This is a genomic window from Sphingobium nicotianae (genome assembly GCF_018603885.1).
GTDB lineage: Bacteria > Pseudomonadota > Alphaproteobacteria > Sphingomonadales > Sphingomonadaceae > Sphingobium > Sphingobium nicotianae.
In genome coordinates this window covers 70,592-86,213 of the sequence record NZ_JAHGAW010000012.1, presented here as the reverse complement: position 1 = coordinate 86,213, position 15,622 = coordinate 70,592, and the positions used below count along the sequence as shown (strand labels likewise).

19 protein-coding genes are annotated in these 15,622 nt (G+C 67.1%); 13 read left to right on the top strand and 6 right to left on the bottom strand.

Features of this window, described 5'->3' with window-relative positions; genetic code table 11:
- Nucleotides 1-111 precede the first annotated feature (111 nt).
- Entirely contained in the window at nucleotides 112-1,527 is a 1,416-nt protein-coding gene (locus KK488_RS17350) for a hypothetical protein (protein WP_214624967.1), read from the bottom strand.
- Nucleotides 1,528-1,788: 261 nt separating this feature from the next.
- Between KK488_RS17350 and KK488_RS17345 the strand changes: the two genes are divergently transcribed.
- A complete protein-coding gene (locus tag KK488_RS17345) occupies nucleotides 1,789-2,070 on the top strand; it encodes a hypothetical protein (protein ID WP_214624966.1) in 282 nt (93 codons plus the stop codon).
- Nucleotides 2,071-2,200: 130 nt separating this feature from the next.
- On the opposite strand, the gene KK488_RS17340 is transcribed toward KK488_RS17345, so the two are convergent.
- From KK488_RS17340 to KK488_RS17330, 3 genes are all read right to left on the bottom strand, one after another.
- The gene (locus KK488_RS17340) at nucleotides 2,201-2,962 is read right to left on the bottom strand and encodes a TerC family protein (RefSeq protein ID WP_214624965.1); all 762 of its coding nucleotides are present in this window, start codon (nucleotides 2,960-2,962) and stop codon (nucleotides 2,201-2,203) included.
- 27 nt (nucleotides 2,963-2,989) lie between these two features.
- Nucleotides 2,990-3,703, bottom strand: a complete 714-nt coding sequence (locus KK488_RS17335; RefSeq protein WP_214624964.1) for a Bax inhibitor-1/YccA family protein — start codon at nucleotides 3,701-3,703, stop codon at nucleotides 2,990-2,992.
- Between the two features lie 238 nt (nucleotides 3,704-3,941).
- Entirely contained in the window at nucleotides 3,942-4,589 is a 648-nt protein-coding gene (locus tag KK488_RS17330; RefSeq protein ID WP_214624963.1) for a TlpA family protein disulfide reductase, read from the bottom strand.
- 31 nt (nucleotides 4,590-4,620) lie between these two features.
- Between KK488_RS17330 and argH the strand changes: the two genes are divergently transcribed.
- The 8 genes from argH to KK488_RS17295 all read left to right on the top strand — a co-directional run bounded on the left by argH (nucleotide 4,621) and on the right by KK488_RS17295 (nucleotide 11,221).
- Nucleotides 4,621-6,003 (top strand): argininosuccinate lyase, encoded by a 1,383-nt coding sequence (gene argH / locus KK488_RS17325; protein WP_214625063.1) that lies wholly within the window; start codon nucleotides 4,621-4,623, stop codon nucleotides 6,001-6,003.
- A complete protein-coding gene (locus KK488_RS17320) occupies nucleotides 6,000-6,443 on the top strand; it encodes a hypothetical protein (RefSeq protein ID WP_214624962.1) in 444 nt (147 codons plus the stop codon). The genes argH and KK488_RS17320 overlap by 4 nt, the downstream gene beginning before the upstream one ends.
- A 12-nt stretch (nucleotides 6,444-6,455) precedes the next feature.
- Complete coding sequence (gene lysA / locus KK488_RS17315) at nucleotides 6,456-7,718, top strand: diaminopimelate decarboxylase (RefSeq protein ID WP_214624961.1); 1,263 nt, start codon at nucleotides 6,456-6,458, stop codon at nucleotides 7,716-7,718.
- Nucleotides 7,719-7,776: 58 nt separating this feature from the next.
- Nucleotides 7,777-8,550 (top strand): precorrin-2 dehydrogenase/sirohydrochlorin ferrochelatase family protein, encoded by a 774-nt coding sequence (locus KK488_RS17310; RefSeq protein ID WP_214624960.1) that lies wholly within the window; start codon nucleotides 7,777-7,779, stop codon nucleotides 8,548-8,550.
- Between the two features lie 66 nt (nucleotides 8,551-8,616).
- The gene (locus tag KK488_RS21615; protein WP_284732228.1) at nucleotides 8,617-8,748 is read left to right on the top strand and encodes a hypothetical protein; all 132 of its coding nucleotides are present in this window, start codon (nucleotides 8,617-8,619) and stop codon (nucleotides 8,746-8,748) included.
- A 5-nt stretch (nucleotides 8,749-8,753) separates the two neighbouring features.
- Entirely contained in the window at nucleotides 8,754-9,626 is an 873-nt protein-coding gene (locus KK488_RS17305; protein WP_214624959.1) for a HEAT repeat domain-containing protein, read from the top strand.
- On the top strand, nucleotides 9,626-10,573 hold the full coding sequence (locus KK488_RS17300) for a transposase (protein WP_214624958.1): 948 nt from the start codon (nucleotides 9,626-9,628) through the stop codon (nucleotides 10,571-10,573). Before KK488_RS17305 ends, KK488_RS17300 begins: the two co-directional genes overlap by 1 nt.
- Nucleotides 10,574-10,609: 36 nt before the next feature.
- On the top strand, nucleotides 10,610-11,221 hold the full coding sequence (locus KK488_RS17295) for a winged helix-turn-helix domain-containing protein (RefSeq protein WP_349356921.1): 612 nt from the start codon (nucleotides 10,610-10,612) through the stop codon (nucleotides 11,219-11,221).
- Between the two features lie 69 nt (nucleotides 11,222-11,290).
- Here KK488_RS17295 and KK488_RS21465 read toward each other — a convergent pair whose 3' ends face one another.
- Complete coding sequence (locus KK488_RS21465) at nucleotides 11,291-12,031, bottom strand: PEPxxWA-CTERM sorting domain-containing protein (RefSeq protein WP_250890638.1); 741 nt, start codon at nucleotides 12,029-12,031, stop codon at nucleotides 11,291-11,293.
- Nucleotides 12,032-12,261: 230 nt separating this feature from the next.
- On the opposite strand from KK488_RS21465, the gene KK488_RS17285 reads away from it, so the two are divergent.
- Nucleotides 12,262-13,140 (top strand): SMP-30/gluconolactonase/LRE family protein, encoded by an 879-nt coding sequence (locus tag KK488_RS17285; RefSeq protein WP_214624957.1) that lies wholly within the window; start codon nucleotides 12,262-12,264, stop codon nucleotides 13,138-13,140.
- A gap of 4 nt (nucleotides 13,141-13,144) precedes the next feature.
- On the opposite strand, the gene KK488_RS17280 is transcribed toward KK488_RS17285, so the two are convergent.
- Nucleotides 13,145-13,372, bottom strand: coding sequence for a hypothetical protein (locus tag KK488_RS17280; protein WP_214624956.1), 228 nt, complete (start codon nucleotides 13,370-13,372; stop codon nucleotides 13,145-13,147).
- A gap of 125 nt (nucleotides 13,373-13,497) precedes the next feature.
- On the opposite strand from KK488_RS17280, the gene KK488_RS17275 reads away from it, so the two are divergent.
- The 3 genes from KK488_RS17275 (at nucleotide 13,498) to KK488_RS17265 (ending at nucleotide 15,616) form a co-directional block, all read left to right on the top strand.
- Nucleotides 13,498-14,418, top strand: a complete 921-nt coding sequence (locus KK488_RS17275) for an SPFH domain-containing protein (protein ID WP_214624955.1) — start codon at nucleotides 13,498-13,500, stop codon at nucleotides 14,416-14,418.
- Between the two features lie 20 nt (nucleotides 14,419-14,438).
- Nucleotides 14,439-14,639: a type II toxin-antitoxin system antitoxin gene (locus KK488_RS17270; RefSeq protein WP_214624954.1), complete on the top strand. Its 201-nt coding sequence runs from the start codon at nucleotides 14,439-14,441 to the stop codon at nucleotides 14,637-14,639.
- Nucleotides 14,640-14,740: 101 nt separating this feature from the next.
- On the top strand, nucleotides 14,741-15,616 hold the full coding sequence (locus KK488_RS17265) for an SH3 domain-containing protein (protein ID WP_214624953.1): 876 nt from the start codon (nucleotides 14,741-14,743) through the stop codon (nucleotides 15,614-15,616).
- Nucleotides 15,617-15,622 lie beyond the last annotated feature (6 nt).

The window sequence follows — 15,622 nt, the reverse complement described above, 5'->3', positions numbered from 1 at the left end:
GGAGCGCCGCGCGGCGCAGGGCCGGCGGCGGGCTCCGCAGCTCTCAGCGTCGCTCCCTTGCGGGGACGCTCAGCGGTTCAGACAAGCTCCTTTTTAGACACGGGCGCGACGCTACAGCGCGCCGGTCCGCGCGGCAAGAGCCGCCAGGGCGATCAGCAACGCCGGCGCCAGCATGATCGCGAGCGTCGACCAGCGGCGCGCGCCAGACAGGGCGGGCAGATCGGCGAAGACGATGGCGATGGCGAGCGCCACCGCGATCAGCGTCCACAGATAATAGCGCAGTTCCGCGGCGACGCCGAACAGGCCATAGCCCATGCCGTAGAGAAAGGCCGAGCCGGCCAGCATCCACAACGCGCCCGCGCTGCGCAGCCGATGCGTGACCAGCAGGATGCCCCCGGCAAGCGCGATCCACACGCAGGGCCAGCCCAGCGGCGTGCCGTTGCTCGCCAGCACCGTCGCGTCGATCGCATCGGCGGGATTGCCCTGCGGCACGATGAAGCCCCAGTCGTTGGGCGCCGAGACACGCTGGACGGGCCGCTCGACCTCGTCGGTCACCCAAAAGCGCGTGCTGATGTTGAAATGCGCCAGCCGGTGCTGCGCATAGGCGAACGGATGCTGCGCGATCGCGCGCGCCAGCAAGCCATAGGCGCCGAATCCCCGCGCATGGAGCGCCTGGCGCACCCGCTCGAAATTGAGCGGGCAGATCGGGTCCACCCACCAGGAAAAACTGTCCCACTTGACCGGCGTGTAGCAGCGATGAACGGCCACAGGCGCATCGGCAAGGCCGAGCGGGGCGAAGGCGTTCTGCCCGCTATGCTCGGTGATGCCGGCAAGATCGAAGATCACCAGCGACAGCTCGACATCGCTTTTCTCGGCGCCGAGCGCGGCATTGGCGATCGGCATTGCGGACAGCAGCGCGAGCAGGCTGGCCAGCGCCGTCAGGCCGAAGCGCGGCCAGGTGGCGCGCAGGACCGGGCCGGCCGCGGCCAGCAATATGGGAAGCCCGGCGGCGAAGGCATTGAATCGCAACGTGGCAGCGAACAGGACCAGGACCACCGCGACGAGACGTCCGGGCAGCCGTCCGCCCTCTATGCCCGGCAAGGCCAAGGCGGCCGCCAGCAGCAGCGCGCCAGCCATCAGGCAATCCTTGAGCACTTCCCCCATCAGCGCGACGCCAAGCGGCAGCAGCGCGCAGAGCGCGAAGCCCAGCGCCAGCCGGGGCCGTCCGCGCCGCGCCGCCCAGCCGATCATCGCGAGGAAGCCCGCGCCATAGAGGCCGAGCTGGAGCAGCAGCATCGGAGCGGGGCTGGGCCAGACCGGCACGGCCAACCGCCAGATCGCCTCCATCATCGGCGGATGCCAGTCGTCGAACGCACCGCTCAGCGCCTGATCATATTGCCGGACGGAATCGTACGTGACGAGGCCGGGCCAATAGGCCAGCGACAGAGCGCATGCACACAGGACGATGATCGCCGCCAGGCGCACCTGCCAGATACCTCGTCCGCTGCTGCCCGGTCGTGCGATCACCTCGACGCTTTAGGGCGCGACCGAACGGATGAGAAGCCGTGTCGCGGTCTATCCGGATCTCAGTGTGCAAGGCCTCCGGAAATATCCAAATCTTTGGTCAAAAGTACCAACAGGTGGGATGAAACTCCCTTGAACGAGTCGCTCCGTTTTGCAAAAAATGGCTGATTTTCAATATTCTAACTGTTTGGCACACTTAATGCACTAAGGCAGGTACAGGCACATAGCCTGCCACTAACTATCGGGTTTTTAGGGAGTTAAATCATGTCCAAGTTTGCCACCGCAATCATCGCCGCTGCCGCCACGCTGGCCCTCGCCACGCCGTCGCTGGCCAGCGAGACCCGGAGCGTCAAGGTCAAGACCGTGCAACGCAATGGCCAGACGCTCTACTGCATCAAGCAGGGTGTCACGACCGGTTCGATCATGTCGCGCGACATCTGCAAGACCAAGGAAGACTGGGCCGAGAGCGGCGTGACCGTCGTCGCCGCGGCGGACAAGGCCGGCAAGCTCGCCGCCAATCCGCAGCAGGCGGCCGCTCAGAACTGACATCATCGGACCCTAGCCCGGTGGCGTCGCCCCATCCCTTGCGGGGCGACGCCTTACCGGGCCGGGTTTGACCCGTGGCACCTGCCACAGGGGCATCGGGCCGCGACGCGACAGCGCGTCGGCGGCCTTTTCACTGCTCGCGCGCCGCCTCGGGCAGCCGCGCCTGCGCCCGCCGCCGGGCAATGATGTTGAGCGACTCGACCAAGGCCGAGAAGGCCATGGCGGCATAGACATAGCCCTTGGGCACATGCGCGCCGAATCCCTCGGCGATGAGCGTCGTGCCGATCAGCATCAGGAAGCTCAGCGCCAGCATGACGACGGTCGGGTTGCGCTCGATGAAATCGGCGAGCGGCGTCGCGGCGAACATCATGACCGTGACCGCGACGACCACCGCGATCACCATGATGGCGATATTGTCGGTCATGCCCACGGCCGTGATGATGCTGTCGATCGAGAAGACGATGTCGAGCAGGATGATCTGGCCGATCGCGGCGGCGAAGCCCAGGCTTGCGGCCGGCGCATCGAACATGTCGTCACCGGGCGTGGGATCGAGCGTGTGATGAATCTCCTTGGTCGCCTTCCAGACGAGGAAGAGACCGCCTGCGATCAGGATGATGTCGCGCCACGAAAAGCCCCGGCCGAACGCCGCGAAGATCGGCTCGGTGAGCTGCACGATCCAGGCGATCGAGGCGAGCAGGATGAGCCGCATGATCAGCGCCAGGCCGATGCCGATGCGTCGCGCCCGCACGCGGATTCCCTCGCGCAGCTTGTTCGACAGCACCGAGATGAAGATGAGATTGTCGACGCCCAGCACCACTTCCATGGCGACGAGCGTGGCGAGCGCGACCCACGCAGTGGGCTCGCTCGCCAGCGCCGCTAGTCCTTCCAGCATTGGTCGGTCCTCCGGATGGGCGCCGGATTACTCGCGCTCGCCCATCAGGCTGAGCAGGAACTGGAAGATGTTGACGAAGTTCAGGTACAGCGACAGCGCGCCGAATACCGCCATCTTCGTCTCCGTCTCGTGACCGAGATTATGGGCATATTGCGACTTGATGTTCTGCGTGTCCCAGGCGGTCAGACCGGTGAAGATCAGCACGCCGAGGATGGAGATGGCCATCTGCAGCACGCTTGAGCCCAGGAACAGGTTGACCAGCATCGCGATCAGGATGCCGACCACGCCCATGACCAGGAAGCTGCCGAAGCGCGAGAGATCGGCCTTGGTCGTGTAGCCATAAAGGCTCATCGCCGTAAACATGCCGGCCGCCACGAAGAAGGTCTGCGCGATGCTCATGCCGGTGAAGACGAGGAAGACCGAGGCCATCGAGACGCCCATTGTCGCCGCGAAGGCCCAATAGGCCGCCTGCGCGCTCGCCGCGCTCATCCGGTCGATCCGGAACGAAAAGAAGAAGACGAAGGCCAGCGGGGCGAGCATGAACACCCACTTGAGCGGTGTGCCGAAGACGGCCTCGCGCAGCGCCGGCGTGGACGCCACGATCAGCGCGACGATGCCGGTGACCAGCACGCCCGATGCCATGAAATTATAGATGCGCAGCATGTGCGCGCGAAGACCAGCATCGAAGGCGGCCGTGTTCTGGATGGCGCCGCGCTGGAAGGTGCGATTTTGTTCGTACATGAAAACCCTCATTTGCTCAGTGTCAAACGAGTGGCTCTTGCCGGTCCATTTACAGCATGAAAAAATCGACCAGCATCGAGCGCACTCGATGCGGTCCGACATCACGACCGTGGAAACGATCGCCAGAGGGGCCCGGCCCGCATTGCGACCTTAAATAGGCGCAAACGGCTGCCAAATCAAGAATAAGCTTGGTGAAGATGGCGTGAAGGCACGGGCGGATATCCTGCCCATCCCTTACCTAGCCGCCAATTTCGCGCAGAAGCGCCTGCCCCTCGGCCCCGCCCCATTCCATCGCGCCCACGATGCGCACCACTTCCTTGCCCTGCGCATCATACAGGATCGTGGTCGGCAGAGTGCCGGTGCCATAATGGAAGCCGAGCGCGTTATCCGGATCGAGCCAGGTCTTGAGCGTCATGAGCTTGTGCGCGCTCCAGAAGGGCTGGACGACGCTCTTCTCCTGATCCTGCGAGACAGCGATCACCGCGATTCCCTTGGCCGCCCCGGCGGCGGCGACCTTGTCGAGCGCGGGCAGTTCGGCGACGCAGGGCGCACACCAGGTGGCCCAGAGATTGACCAGTATCGGCTTGCCGTTCGCGATGGCCTTGAGCGTCACCGGCTTGCCGTCGAGCGTCATGAAGCCCTTGTCCGGCATCGACTCGCCCTTGTGGCTGCGATCGACCACATGCTTGAAGGTCTCGCCAGCCTTGCCGGTGGACGGCGCTTCGTCGCTGGTGACTTCATCGGCCGTCACTTCGTCCGGCGCCGCGGCATTGTTGGCCGCCGTGCCGTTGCCCGCGCCTTGCGCACCTTCGGCGGATTGCTTATCGCAGCCGCTCACGGCCAGCGAGAGGCCGACAAGAACGGCAAAGGCAGCAGAAAAGCGCATGGCGGACTCCGACAACAGGGGCGCGAACAGCATGTGGGGCGGACGCTTCGCGGCCGGACCGGCTGCGGTCATGCGTGAGATAAATGCCTCGCTGCCGTTCGACAAGCGCTTGTGGCGGCAGGACATCGCCGGTTCCATCGCGCATGCCAATATGCTGGGCGCGCAAGGTATCCTCAGCGCCGACGAGGCGGCGACGATCATCGCCGGGCTGGAGGCGATCCACGCCGAGTATGAGGCCGGCGACCTGCCGCACGATCTCGACCTCGAAGATATTCACATGGCGACCGAGAGCCGCCTCGCCGACAAGATCGGCCCCGTCGCCGGGCGCCTCCACACCGCCCGTTCGCGCAACGACCAGGTCGCGACCGACTTCCGCCTGTTCGTGCGCGACGCCATGGACGAGGTGGATGCCAGCCTCTACCTGCTCCAGCGCGCCCTCATCGACCGCGCCGCCGAGCATGCCGACAGCGTCATGCCCGGCTTCACCCATCTGCAGAGCGCTCAACCGGTGACCCTCGGTCATCATCTCATGGCCTATCACGAGATGATCGCGCGCGACCGCTCGCGCTTCGCCGATGCGCGTGCGCGGATCAACCTCTCGCCGCTCGGCGCCGCGGCGCTCGCCGGCACCGGCTTCCCGACCGACCGGCACATGACGGCGGCGGCGCTCGGCTTCGACGGTCCGACCCGCAACAGCCTCGACAGCGTCTCCGACCGCGACTTCGCGCTCGATTATCTGATGGCCGCCACCCAGTGCAGCCTGCACCTCTCGCGCCTCGCCGAAGAGTTCGTGATCTGGGCGAGCCAGCCGTTCGGCTTCATCTCGCTGCCCGACGCTTATTCGACCGGCAGCTCGATCATGCCGCAGAAGCGCAATCCGGACGCGGCCGAGCTGGTGCGCGGCCATGCCGGGCGCATCGTGGGCTGCATGACCTCGCTCTGCGTGACGATGAAGGGCTTGCCGCTCGCTTATTCGAAGGACATGCAGGACGACAAGCCGCCGCTCTTCGAGGCGCACGACCTGCTCGGCCTGTCGATCACCGCGATGACAGGCATGGTCGAGACAACGCTCTTCCGCACCGATCGCATGCGCGCGCTCGCCGAGAGCGGCTTCTCGACCGCGACGGACCTGGCCGACTGGCTGGTGCGTGAGGCCAATGTCCCGTTCCGCGAGGCGCATCACATCACCGGCCGCGTGGTGAAGGCGGCAGAGCAGGCGGGCGCCACGCTCGCAGACCTGCCGCTCGACACGTTGCAGGCGATCGACCCACGCATCGACGCGCGCGTCCATGCCGTGCTGACCGTCGATGCCTCGGTGGCGAGCCGGACCAGCTATGGCGGCACGGCCCCCGACCAGGTGCGCGCCCGCATCGCCGAGGCGCGGGCCGCGCTCGATGTGGAGGCCGGGCAATGAGGCGCGCCCTGACGCTCGCCCTGCTGGTCGCGCTCGCCGGCTGCGGATCGACCACCCGTTTGCGGCCGACCGAAGGCATGTCCGCCGTCCCCAAGGCGGCGGCGGCCGACCGAATCGAGACAGCCGCCGAGCTGATGACCCCGTCCACCCAGGCCCAGCCGGACCGGCAGGCCGACCTGCTCACCAGATCGGTCGAACGCCAGGACGATCCCTTCGCGCTGCCGCCCGGGCCGAACAGCGGGCGCGCGGCGCTGCGCGGCGGCGGCGAGGGCCCCTCGTCCGTCCCCAAACCGACCAACACGGCGCAGGACAGGAACGACACGCGCGAGGGCATGCCGCGATCGATCAACCCCGATGACGACCGGCCGGACGACCCGAACGCGCCGCCCCCGAATGCAGCGACACCCACCCCGGCACCGCCGGGCAACAGCGCGCAATAGAAAGCGGCTACCATGGATCATTTCAATTACAGGAACGGCGTGCTCCACGCCGAGGATGTGCCGCTGAGCCTGATCGCCGAGGCGGTCGGCACGCCGGTCTATATCTATTCGCGCGCGACGCTGGAGCGCCATGCGCAGGTGTTCCGGGACGCACTCCGCGGCATCGAACGCAAGCACATCGCCTTCGCGATCAAGGCCAATCCCAACCTCGCCGTGCTGAAGGTGCTGGCGCGGCAGGGCTATGGCGCGGATGTCGTGTCGGGCGGCGAGGTCAAGCGCGCGCTGGCGGCCGGCATGCCGGCGCACGACATCGTCTTCTCCGGCGTCGGCAAGACCCATGCCGAGCTCAAGGCGGCGCTGGAAGACGGTGTCGGCCAGTTCAACATCGAGCTGGAGGAGGAAGGCGCCGTCCTTGGGCAGATCGCCGCGTCAATGGGCAAGCGCGCCGATGCGGTGTTGCGCGTCAATCCGGACGTGGACGCCGGCACCCATGCCAAGATCTCGACTGGCAAGAAGGAGAACAAGTTCGGCGTGCCGATCGACGAGGCGCCCGGCATCTTCGCCCGCCTCTCTGCGCTGCCGGGGCTGAACCTGCGTGGGCTGGCGCTGCATATCGGCAGCCAGATCTTCGATCTCGCGCCGATCGAGGCGGGCTATCGCAAGGTCGGCGAGCTGGTCACGCAGCTCCGCGCTGCAGGTCACGCCATCGACCGCGTCGATCTCGGTGGCGGCCTCGGCGTGCCCTACGAGCGCGACAAGGTGCCGCCGACGCCGGCCGATTACGGCGCGATGGTCGAGCGTGCGACGAAGGGCTGGGACGTCACGCTCTATTTCGAGCCGGGCCGTGTCATCGTCGGCAATGCCGGGGTGCTGCTGACCCGTGTCATCTGGGTGAAGCCCGGCGCGGTCCGCCCCTTCATCATCGTCGACGCGGCGATGAACGATCTCGCCCGGCCCGCCATGTATGATGCCTGGCACGACTTCGAGGCCGTCGCCCCCACCGGCGAGCGGATGATCGCCAATATCGCCGGCCCGGTCTGCGAGAGCGGCGACACCTTCGCCATGGCGCGCGACATCGACGTGGTGAAGAGCGGCGACCTCGCGGTCTTCCGCACCGCCGGCGCCTATGGCGCGACGATGGCGAGCACTTACAACAGCCGCGCGCTGGTGCCCGAAGTGATGGTCGACGGCGACAAGTTCGCCGTGGTCGCCGACCGCATCCTCCCCGAGACCATCCTCGCGGCGGAGCATGTGCCGGCTTTCCTGCAGGATTAGCGCTTGAGCCATCCGGCAGCGCTCGTTCTCGTTTCAGGAAACTGTTAGGAGGCAGACCATGCATAGCCTGCCCCTCTTCCTTACCCTGGCCGGTCGACCAGTGATCCTGATCGGCACCGGCGAGGCAGCGGACGCCAAGCGCCGCCTGATCGCGCGCGCGGGCGCCATGCCGGTCGGCGAGGACAATGGCGAAGCGCGCATTGCCTTCGTCGCGCTGGATGACGAGGCCGAGGCCGCAGCCGTCGCCGCACGGCTCAAGGCGCGCGGGCTGCTCATCAACGTCGTCGACCGCCCGGCCCTGTGCGACTTCACGACCCCGGCGATCGTCGATCGCGATCCGGTGCTTGTCGCCATCGCCACCGGCGGCATGTCGGCGGGCCTCGCCGCCGCGCTGCGCCAGCGGCTCGAGAATCTGCTGCCTGCCCGGCTCGGCGACCTCGCGACGGCGCTCCACGCCGCGCGGAGCGAAATGCGCGCGATCTGGCCAGATCCCGCCGAGCGGCGCCACATGCTCGCTCGCGCGCTGGCGCCGGAAGGTGTGCTCGATCCGCTCGGCGCCGATCCAGATGTCGGCTTCTGGCTCGATGAGCCCGGCGACGGATTGGCCGCGGAAACGCAGATCATTCACCTGCGCTCGGCCGATCCGGATGACCTCACCCTGCGCGAGGCGCGGTCGCTCGGCCTTGCCGACCGCATCGTCCATGACGGCCGCGTGCCGGACGCCATCCTCGCCCGCGCCCGCGCCGACGCCGCGCGGATCGTCCTGCCTGTGGATGCGACAGTTCCCGGCGCGCCGGGCCTCACCGTCATCCTGCGAATTACACCGATGTAATTGGAATCGCCGGCAGCGCTTCGCCTAGCCTTTCAGAGCCAGGCCCCGCCAAGAAACGGACGATCCATGCCCAAAACCATTGCCATCGACGAGCTGCCCTTGCTTGACGACGAAGCCGCCCTATTCAACGCAGCGGTCGACATGGCCAGCCTGCAGGGCGGCGAGACCTATGTCATCATCGCCATAATCACCGGCTGACGGGCGTGGCGACGGCGCCGGGCAAACCCCGACATGCCCGCCAGCGGATGCTCGATGCCGTTGCCGAAGCAGCGGCCGCGTCGCACGTTGACGAGGCGGCCGAATGCCTCGCGCCACTTTTTGCGGACATTGACTGGCTCTTCGCGCTTGCCACGCACTGGATCGCGCCGATGCGGGGCGATCCTGCGGCACTGCCGACCCAATCGGCCGTGCGGAGCAGTGGTTCGATCCTGAGCATGACCCTTGCCGCCCAGCCACCGGTGCGCCTGGCGCTGGGATTGATCGAGGGGGCGGCCGAGCGCGGGGACGATGGCGAACGGATCGTCGGCCAGCCGCATATCAGCTTCTCCGGCGCGCGCGGTCTCTACCGGCTCCTGTCGCCGACGCCGGTCGAGGCGATGCTGGGCAAGCATGACGGGGACCGCCTGCACACGCGGGCGATCTCGCTCCTGCCCGGCCAGTGGCTGTCGCTCGACGAGCGCCACGAAACCCTGCGCATCGAGCCGCAGGATCGCCCCGTCCTGATGCTCCATGGCCGCATCGACCGCCGCCCGGCGCCCCCCATACGCAGGCTCGCGCTCGACGATGGCCGCCCGCTCGGTACCGTGCAGGGCGACGACGGCTTCGCCCGGGCCGGCATGCTCATGTCCGTCCTGCGCGCCGCCGGCACGCGCGAGGCCATACCCGTGCTGATCGGCATGCTCGATCGCCCCTCCGGCCGTGAGCGCTGGACGGTGATGCGCGAGTTGCTCGCGCTCGATGCCATCGCGGCCTGGCCCTATCTCGCCCGCATGGCGGCGCACGACCCCGACGAGGGCGTCCGCCATGCCGCGCAGGCCGTGCTGGCGCGGCATGGCTCCATCGGAGAGGCGGCCTGATGCCTCTCCTGCTCGCTCACGAGACCGATCAGGTCGCCGATGTGGCCGACCTCGCCGATGCGTGCCGCTCCCCGGCCTTCGATGGCGGCAGCACAGATGGCCTGCTCGCGGTCGCACCCGTCCTGCGCGCGCTCGGCAACAATCGGGAGTTCCTCCCGGCCCTCGCACTGGATGCACTCAAGGAGAATTGCCGCACTCAGCTCGCCACCAACACCTATTCGGCGCAGGTCATCCTGTTGCATCCGCCCGAGGGCAATTTCTTCCTGCGCGCCAATATCTGGCCGAGCGCGGGCGAGCCCTGCCTGCGCACCAGCGGCGCGGCGAGTTTCTTCTATGACTTCCCGCACGATCACGCCTTCGACTTCCTGACGATCGGCCATCTCGGCCCAGGTTACTGGTCCGACTATTACGAGGTCGAGCCGGAGAGCATCCTGGGCCTGCCGGGCGAGCCGGTCGACCTGCGCTTCGTCGAGCGCAGCCAGCTCTCGCCGGACAAGATGCTGCTCTACCGGGCCAATCGCGATATTCACGATCAGCTTCCGCCCGAAAGCCTGTCAGTCTCGATCAACGTCATGACCCTGACGGAGGCGCAGTGTGCGCGCAGGCAATATCATTTCGATGTCGAAGGCGGCCGCATCATCCGCGACATGACGGCGACCAGCGCCCAGCTGCTGCTGCGCCTGTGCGTGCAGTTCGACAGCGATGAGCTTGGTGGCAATGGCCGCGACCTCGCCGAAAGCTTCATGCGCGGCCACGACGACCCCCGCATCCGCCTCGCCGCGTGGAGCGCGATCGACGCGGCGACCGACGACCACGAGGCGCGCCTCGCGCATGCCGAGACAGCGCTGCGCAGCACCTGTCCGCATCTGCGCCGGGCTGGCACGCGGTCGCTCGACCTGCTCCGATCCGGATCAATCCCATCTCCCGCGCGGGCGCGGATCGCCTAGTCTCGCTCGACTCAGCGCGCGCCATTCGGGGGGACAGTGCAGCGCATCGATCTTTGGCTCTGTGAGGAAGGTGACCGGCGGGACGCTTGCCTGAGCGCCCTCGTCCAGGCGCTGCGCAATGCCCATGTCCAGCCGGTGCTGGCCGTCCTGCCGCGCGGTCCGGCGGGCCTGCCGCGCCACGCCCTGATCTGGCAATGGCAGGATGATTCCATCGATCGAGCCAGCGCCCTCAGCCTCGGCGCTCTCGATGGCATCGGCCCCTGGATGCCGACGCACGAGGCACTGGCGCGCTGCCTGCGCTTCGTCGCGATCGTCACCAGCCTGCGGCAGGGTCCGGAGACGCAGATGCAGCTGGGTGAGCTGGAGATCGACCTGATCGAGCGCGAGGCGCGGCGGCAGGGGCGCACGCTCGGCCTGCTTCAGCGCGAGTTCGAGCTGCTGAACTATCTCGCCACCTGCCCGGACCAGCCTCATTCGCGCGAGGCGCTGCTGCGCGCGGTCTGGCGGCTCGGCTTCGATCCCGGCACCAATGTCGTGGAAGTTCACGTCTCGCGACTGCGCGCCAGGCTCGATCGCGGCTTCGCCTGGCCGATGCTGCGCACGGTGCGCGGCGCGGGTTATGCGCTGGTGACCGGCGCTCTGGCGTGAGGCCCAAAGCAAGGGGGCGCGTTGCCGGGACCAGTCGGCAACGCGCCCCTCACATCGCTTCGTCCTGGATCAGGCGAAGGCGACGGTCGTCTTGCGACGACGCATGCTGGCACCGACGAGGGCGAGACCGCCGATCATCAGCGCCCAGGTTGCCGGCTCGGGAACAGCAGCCGGCGTCGAGAGGTTGTCCCAGTAGATGTCGTAGCTCGCGACGCCCTGCGTGTTGTGACCCTGCAGCATGACGTTGACGAGCGAGGTGGCGCCATAGGCGTCGACCGACGCGCTGAGATTGCCGACCTTATAGTCGACATTGCTGCCGTTGATCGCGAAGCTCAGCGAGTACCATGAGTCATAGTTGACGGCACCGGCCAGATTGACCCAGCCATTCCCCGAGTCCCACACGCGGAAACCGCCCTGGTTGAACTCGATGATCGGATAGATCGGGTCCGATCCGTTGCCGGTTGCCCAGAAGCTCGCCATGCGTGCATTGGTCGTCGACCAGGCTTGGGGCACATAGAGCTGGATGCTGGCCGACGTCGTGTTGACGTCATATTTGCGGCCTTGGGTATTGTAGAATTCGCTCGCCTGGAGATCGGCCGAGCTGATCGTCTGCTTGAGGCGATTGTCACCATCGAAGACAACCGGCGAAACGAACCCGTTGGGCGCGTAACGGTCGGTGTACCAGGCGCCGGCGGCCTGAGTCGGGCTCAGGGTAACGGCATTGTCGAACATCTCGACGGCCGACAGGGCCGGCGAAGCAAAGAAGGTCAGAGCGCTGACGGCGCCCAGCATATGAAGACGAATAGTCATGGCAAACTCCCACTGCTCTGCGGTAGCGGTTCGACCTCCTCCACCAGAAGATCGCAACGCACTCCACGCAAACGATATTAACGGACGTTATAGTCGATTAAACCTTCGTTTACCGTATATCATGGTTAATATTCGTGCCGCTTCGGAACGATGCCGTCACGATATTGTCACTTGTCCTGCGCCGCGCGGACCCTTGCTTCCGGGTCGGAAAGGCGACATTCACGAGCGCCATGACTCGCCCCGTCTCCATCGCCCTCGACGCGCGCGCCAGCCTTGGCGAAGGGCCGCGCTGGCATGGCGGAGAGCAGCGCCTCTACTGGGTCGACATCGATGCCCGCGAATTGCACCGCTTCGATCCCGCGACCGGCACTGATGAGGTGCGGCGGTTCGACCAGCCGGTGGCCTGCTTCGCCTTCCGCAAGGCCGGCGGCCTCATTCTGGCGATGAAGGACGGGCTGGCGCTGCTGGAAGACTGGGACGGCACGCCTGTGCCCTTCGGCAACCAGATCTTCGCCGGCAAGTGCGACATCCGCTTCAACGACGGGCGCACCGATCCGGCCGGCCGCTTCTGGGTCGGCAGCGTCAACATGACCAAGAGCGCGCGCGACGCCGCACTCTACCGCGTCGACCCGGATGGCACGATCAGCTGGGTCGAGGGCGACATGCTGACCTGCAACGGCGCCGCCTTCAATGCCGAGGGCACCGTCTTCCGCCACGCCGACACGCCGAGCCATGCGCTGCGCGGCTATGACGTCGATCCGGTCGCCGGAACGCTCTCCGGGCGCCGCATCGTCCACCAGTTCGAGCAGGGCAAGGGCCGCCCCGACGGCGGGTCGTTCGATGCCGAGGGCTGCTACTGGAGCGCCTTGTTCGATGGCGGCCGCGTCGTGCGCCTGTCCCCTGAGGGCGAAATTCTCCAGACCGTTACGCTGCCGGCCAGCCGGCCGACGATGATCGCGTTCGGCGGGGCCGACCTGCGCACCGCCTATGTCACGACCGCACGCAGCGGGCTGTCCGATGCCGATCTTGCCGCGCAGCCGCATGCCGGCGCGCTCTTCTCCTTCCCGGTCGCGGTGCCGGGCCTGCCCGAGCCACCCTTCGCCGGCTGAGCGCTCAGGCGTGGCAGGCTGTGGTGCTGAACCGGCTGACGAACAAAGGGCGGTTGGCCGTCTCCGTCATCTGCGCGAGCGGCAGCGCGGTCTCGCAGCGGGCGCATTGCGCGCTGGTGCGGCCGACGAACCAGTGGGTTCCCTCGCAGCCGGGGCAATGGTTCACATGGCCCTCATGATAGAGCAATACATAGCCGGCGGCGAACGATGTCATGTCGGGTAGATGGGTCACGTCTCTTCCCCTTCCACACGTCGCAACGAGCGAGATTCCCGCAGGTTCCCCCACCCGTCGCACGGCATTGCACCCCTCCGGTGAATGATATAAATATGATATCATGATTTTTCGGGAGGCTTGATATGAACACCGCCAATTCCGTCAGCGACTCGGCGCCACGCGGCCCCGCACTCACCGCGTCGCAGGAATATGAAGCCGCAACGATGAGCGGCTATCCGATGCTGATCGTGCTGCTGCTCGCCATCGCCGCGATCATCTATGGCCTCACGCTGGTGCCGGACCGGCCCGAGATCGGCATCATCCCGATCATCGGGGGCGCCCTGCTGGCGGCCTTCACGGTCGCGGGCTTCTATCTGCTCTCGCCCAATCAGGCGGCGGCGATCCAGCTCTTCGGCACCTACAAGGGCACGGACCGCAGCGCCGGCCTGCGCTGGCTGCTGCCCTGGCTCACCCGCAAGAAAATCTCGGTGCGCATCCACAATGTGACCTCGGACACGATCAAGGTGAACGATCTGCGCGGCAACCCGATCGAGGTGGCCACCAACGTCGTGTGGCGCGTGACCGACACGGCGCGGGCGCTGTTCGATGTCGAGAATTATCAGGAGTTCGTCGACATCCAGATCGAGAGCGCGATCCGCGTCATTGCCTCGCGCTATCCCTATGACGACATCGAGCATCATGAGGTGACCCTGCGCGGCGACGCGGCCGAAGTCAGCGAGCAGCTCGAGAACCAGCTGCAGGACCGGGTGACGCGCGCCGGCGTGATCATCGACGAGTGTCGCCTCACCCATCTGGCTTATGCGCCCGAGATCGCCCAGGCGATGCTGCGCCGTCAGCAGGCAGAAGCGGTCATCTCCGCGCGCTCGAAGCTGGTGCAGGGCGCCGTCGGCATGGTCGAGATGGCGCTGACCATGCTTTCCGAGAAGGGAGTCGTGGAGCTGGACGACGAGCGCAAGGCGGCGATGGTCTCCAACCTCATGGTCGTGCTCTGCTCCGAGCGGGACACGCAGCCGGTCGTCAATGCCGGCTCGCTCTATCAATAGGAGCGGAGGACCACGGGACGGTGAGCGAGGCCAAAAAGCCCTTCGCGCTGCGGGTCGACCGGGCCCTCTTCGATGCGCTGCAGCGCTGCGCGGCCGGCGAGCTGCGCAGCGTCAACGCGCAGATCGAGCTGATGCTGCGCGAGGGGCTGGCGAAGCGCGGCGTCAGGCTCGCCCCGCCCGAAGCGCGCAAGCGGGGACGCCCGCCGAAGGACGATCTATGAAGGCATGTAACGTCTGGGGCGTTCTGCCGCGCGGACTCTTGAACCGAAGCCCGAAACATGCGCGAATCCGGCCCAATGACCCCCATGAGGAGAGCATCTTTATGATCCGCACCTTCGTCACCGCCGCTTCGCTCGCCGCCCTCGCTGCCGCCGGTCCCGCCGCCGCCATCGGCACGCAGGCGACGCAGCAGGCCCAGCCCCAGACGAGCAGCGGCAATGCCCCAGTCCTCGCCGCACAGGATGGCGGCTATGGCCAGGCCCGCTCCAACGATCGCGGCTTCCTCGGCGGCATTCTCGGTTGCTCGGCGGAGGGCAACAAGCAGGGCATCGCGGCGGCGATCGGCGGCGTCGCGGGCGGCCTGCTCGGCAATCGCATCGCCGGATCGGGCAGCCGCACGCTCGGCACGCTGATCGGCGGCGCGCTCGGTGCGGCGGCGGGCTCGGCGGTCGGCTGCAAGCTGCAGCGCAATGACCGCGACAAGGCCGAGCGCGCAGCGCAGGCCGCGCTCGACACCGGCACGAGCCAGAGCTGGCGCAACGAGGAGACCGGTGCATCCGGCCGCGTCGACGTCGTCAACGGCACGAGCGACGGCGCCGGCCTCGGCAATCTGCGCTTCGCCTCGGGCGTCGAGCCGGCCGGCAATTATGTGAAGATCGGCGAGAGCTACACGACCAGCAGCAGCGTCAATCTGCGCGGCGCCCCGAGCACCAGCGCCGCCGTGCGCGCGACGCTGCCTGCCGGCCAGCGCGTCTGGGTGCCGGCACAGGTCAAGGGCCAGCCCTGGATGCTGGTCTCCGAGAATGGCGTGGGCCAGGGCTATGTCTCGGCCGCCCTGCTCAAGCGCTCGACGCTGGTCGCCGCCAACAGCTGCAAGATGGTGACCCAGAGCGTCAGCGTGCCGGGCGAAGCCGAGCAGGCCGAGACCTATCAGGCCTGCAAGGGCAACGACGGCCAGTGGACGATGACCAGGGTCTAGATACTC